The sequence below is a fragment of the Pseudomonas sp. FW215-R2 genome, from assembly GCF_058789255.1.
This window is the reverse complement of sequence record NZ_JBYTBO010000050.1, coordinates 1-3,231: the sequence shown is the minus strand read 5'-3', so window position 1 is coordinate 3,231 and position 3,231 is coordinate 1. Positions and strand designations below refer to the sequence as shown.

The 3,231-nt window shown below is 58.5% G+C and carries 4 protein-coding genes; 1 reads left to right on the top strand and 3 read right to left on the bottom strand.

Going from position 1 to position 3,231, the window contains the following annotated elements:
* Nucleotides 1-296 (bottom strand): hypothetical protein (locus AC3WRD_RS29825; RefSeq protein WP_102650886.1); only part of this gene is annotated, 296 nt, incomplete at its 3' end.
* A gap of 206 nt (nucleotides 297-502) precedes the next feature.
* Here AC3WRD_RS29825 and ku point away from each other — a divergent pair.
* Entirely contained in the window at nucleotides 503-1,363 is an 861-nt protein-coding gene (gene ku, locus AC3WRD_RS29820) for a non-homologous end joining protein Ku (protein WP_102621325.1), read from the top strand.
* Nucleotides 1,364-1,403: 40 nt separating this feature from the next.
* Here the strand turns inward: ku and lpxO are convergent, their stop codons facing one another.
* Together lpxO and AC3WRD_RS29810 are read right to left on the bottom strand one after the other, a co-directional pair.
* On the bottom strand, nucleotides 1,404-2,303 hold the full coding sequence (lpxO, locus tag AC3WRD_RS29815; protein ID WP_096820478.1) for a lipid A hydroxylase LpxO: 900 nt from the start codon (nucleotides 2,301-2,303) through the stop codon (nucleotides 1,404-1,406).
* A 572-nt stretch (nucleotides 2,304-2,875) separates the two neighbouring features.
* On the bottom strand, nucleotides 2,876-3,231 hold a 356-nt coding region (locus tag AC3WRD_RS29810), incomplete at its 5' end, for a hypothetical protein (protein WP_102650887.1).

The following is a 3,231-nucleotide window of genomic DNA, read 5'->3' as shown; positions in this document are numbered from 1 at the left end:
GGTGGGTTGGGAATGAATTTCGGCGGTGTACTCGGCACCGACCGCAGAGGCTGGCCATTGCCGATGCCGCCGTTTTCCACCGTGGGCGGTCGAGGGACGGGGACGGTATTCGGCCCGCGGATCACCGGATTGGCGGGCTGCGTGCCCTGCATGCTGTTGGGGTTGGCCCTGTGAATCGGGCTGTTGTAAGGATTATTGCTGTTGCCGGTCGGGCTTTGCGCCAGTAACAGGGTATCGGCATGAACCACCCCGCTACTGAGGGCCAGCAATGCGATGCCAAGCAGAAAACGGTTCATGAACGGCCTCTCTCGATGCGCGTGTTTTGATGCATGTGGCTTAGAGCCTTCGAGTCCACGCTACGCCCAGGGTTCGGATTTGTTAACCCGTCACCGATAAACAAGGTGTAACACGGTTTGACCTGCCTCCAGCCTTCCCCCCGAAGACAGTGGAAACTTTTGCGCCGGGCCACGGGTCACCCGAATATCACTCGGAGAACGTCACCATGGCTCGGGCAATCTGGAAAGGCGCAATCAGTTTCGGCCTGGTGCACATCCCCGTGGCGCTGGTCTCGGCAACCTCATCCCGGGGCGTGGATTTCGACTGGCTGGACAGCCGCAGCATGGACCCGGTCGGCTATAAACGGGTCAACAAGGTCACCGGCAAGGAAGTCACCAAGGAGCACATCGTCAAAGGCGTGCAGTTCGAAAAAGGTCGGTATGTGGTGCTCAGCGAGGAGGAAATCCGTTCGGCGCACCCGGTTTCGACCCAAACCATCGACATCTTCGCCTTCGTCGACAGCGAGCAGATCCCGCTGCAAAACATCGACACCCCCTACTACCTGGCCCCGGACAAACGCGGTGGCAAGGTCTACGCGTTATTGCGCGAAACCCTGAGCAAAACCCAAAAGGTCGCCCTCGCCCGCGTGGTTCTACACACACGCCAGTATCTGGCGGCGTTGATGCCATTGGAGTCGGCACTGGTGTTGGTGAAATTGCGTTGGCCACAGGAAGTGCGCAGCCTCGATGAACTGGCGCTGGGCAGCGAGGTGACCAAACCGCAACTGGCCAAAGCCGAGCTGGACATGGCCAAACGGCTTGTTGAAGACATGAGCGCCGACTGGAAACCCGAAGATTACACCGACGCGTTCGAAGACAAGATCATGGCGCTGGTGGACAAGAAGGCCCATGAAGGCAAGATCGAGGACGTTGAGACCGTTGACGGCGAAGAAGATCGCAAATCTGCTGATGTGATCGATCTGACGGAGCTGCTCAAGCGCAGCCTGGGTGGCAAGACTGCCGCCAAATCGAAGGCCAAGGCAGCCAGCAAGACAACGACGGCCAAAAAAACCAAAAAGGCCTCGTAAATAAAATCGGGCGACTGTCTTTCAACAGTCGCCCGATTCATCAGATCAGAATGAAGATCGCCAGCAGACCGCCGAAGATCGCCCACTTTTCCAGGTAGTAGAGCTTACGATTGCGCTTTTTCAGCTCTTTGCCGCGCAGGCGAATCTTGTAGATCTTGGTAAACAAGCGGTTGATACCGCCGGTGCGGTCGCCCGCATCGTTCGGCGCACCGGCGGCCGACATCACGGTACGGCTGAACCAGCCGTTGAACGCGGCCGCCCAGCGGTACTTCATTGGACGCTCGACATCGCAGAACAGAATGATGCGGTTCTTGTCGGTGGTGTTTTCCGCGTAGTGAATGTAGGTCTCGTCGAACATCACCGCCTCGCCGTCGCGCCAGTGATAGTTCTCGCCATCGACGTTGATGTAGCAACCGGCGTCGTTCGGCGTTTCCAGGCCCAGGTGATAACGGTAGGAACCGGCATACGGGTCGCGGTGACGCACCAGTTTCGAGCCGGGCGGCAGTTCGGCGAACATCGCCGCCTTGATCGAACCGATGCTCTGCACCAGTTCGGTGGTGCGCGGGCACAGTTGCAGCGCCGACGGGTGGCTGTCGCCGTACCATTTCAGGTAGAAACGCTTCCAGCCGGTCTTGAAAAAGGAGTTGAAACCGACATCGTCGTACTGGTTGGAACGCTTGATCTCGCCGGCACGCAGCAGCTTCTGCCCTTCCTCACGGATTTCCTCCCAATGAGCCTGCAACGGGCTCAGATCCGGGAAATCCTTCGGATCGAGGTAGGGCTTGTTCGGATTCTTCGAAAACAGATAAAGGAAGCAGTTGATCGGGGCCAGGAACGTCGAGTGATCGCTCAGCTGGCGGCCCAGTTTGTGGCGCACACGACCACGCAGGTGAACGTATGCAATGGAAATGACATAAATAGCAGCAATGATGAGTTTCACGGAAATCGTCACACGTCAAAAGTGAACAAACTGCGCGCCTGCCGGCCGGTGGCCCAGGGTCTGATGCAGTGGCATGAATACAAATACTATCCCGGTGGCACTTCCTTGAGCCCATGCCGTTAGCGGCTATTGGGTGATCGGATGGCATTTTAGCCATACTTTGTAACCAAAGGTGAACCTCATCTGTGAAAAACTGTCCGCTGAATCTGCCAAATGGCAACCGCGGAGGCTTCACGCCTGTGAGCCGTGCCTGTCGCATCAGCGCTACAGCAGATCGAGTTTGACGAGAGGAAGTGGAGACAGCGGGCCAGACGCAGCACCTGACTGAAGCTTGAGGATTGGATCTCCTGGAACGAAATCGAGGAAATCAAAGAGGCGCTGCAGAGTTTGCCTCTGAGCATTCAGGCGCTGGACTCATCGCTTTTTACCAGACGAGCGAAAACCCGCTCCACAACGTGTAGATGGCGCGGGTGCCTGGACGAGAGTGCTGGAAAGGGAGATGCGCGATCAGGGTGTACCGCCAGGCCAAACGCTCAACGAAGTACGAAGGCCTGGTGAGTAGCGAACCGCGTTTATTTGGAGGTTGAAAGGCTGGCCTTGCTCAATCCCTTGGTGTTGTGATCGCCCGGCGTTGTGGCCGAGATCGCCGTGGCCTTCGACAAGCCCCGTGTGGCTTTAGAGTGCGCGACACCCGAGGTTGCTGTTCCGTGCCCACGGTCAGTGTTGTGATCACGTCCGGTGTGTTGGCCACTCACGCCGTGATCCCGAACGGCCCTGCCGGCATGGTCAGCCTCCTGGCCTTCGGCGCGACCATTGTTGGAGGCGCTGGCTGAGTGCCCGGCACTGTCGCCTCCATGTCCAGCACCGCCAACACCGCCGCCGTGACTGCCACCGCCGCCTGCTCCGCCACCGCCACCACCTGCTCCGC

What these genes read in the sequence shown, in the direction of transcription:
- ku (WP_102621325.1), top strand. Translation starts at nt 503, where the DNA reads ATGGCTCGGGCAATCTGGAAAGGCGCAATCAGTTTCGGCCTGGTGCAC.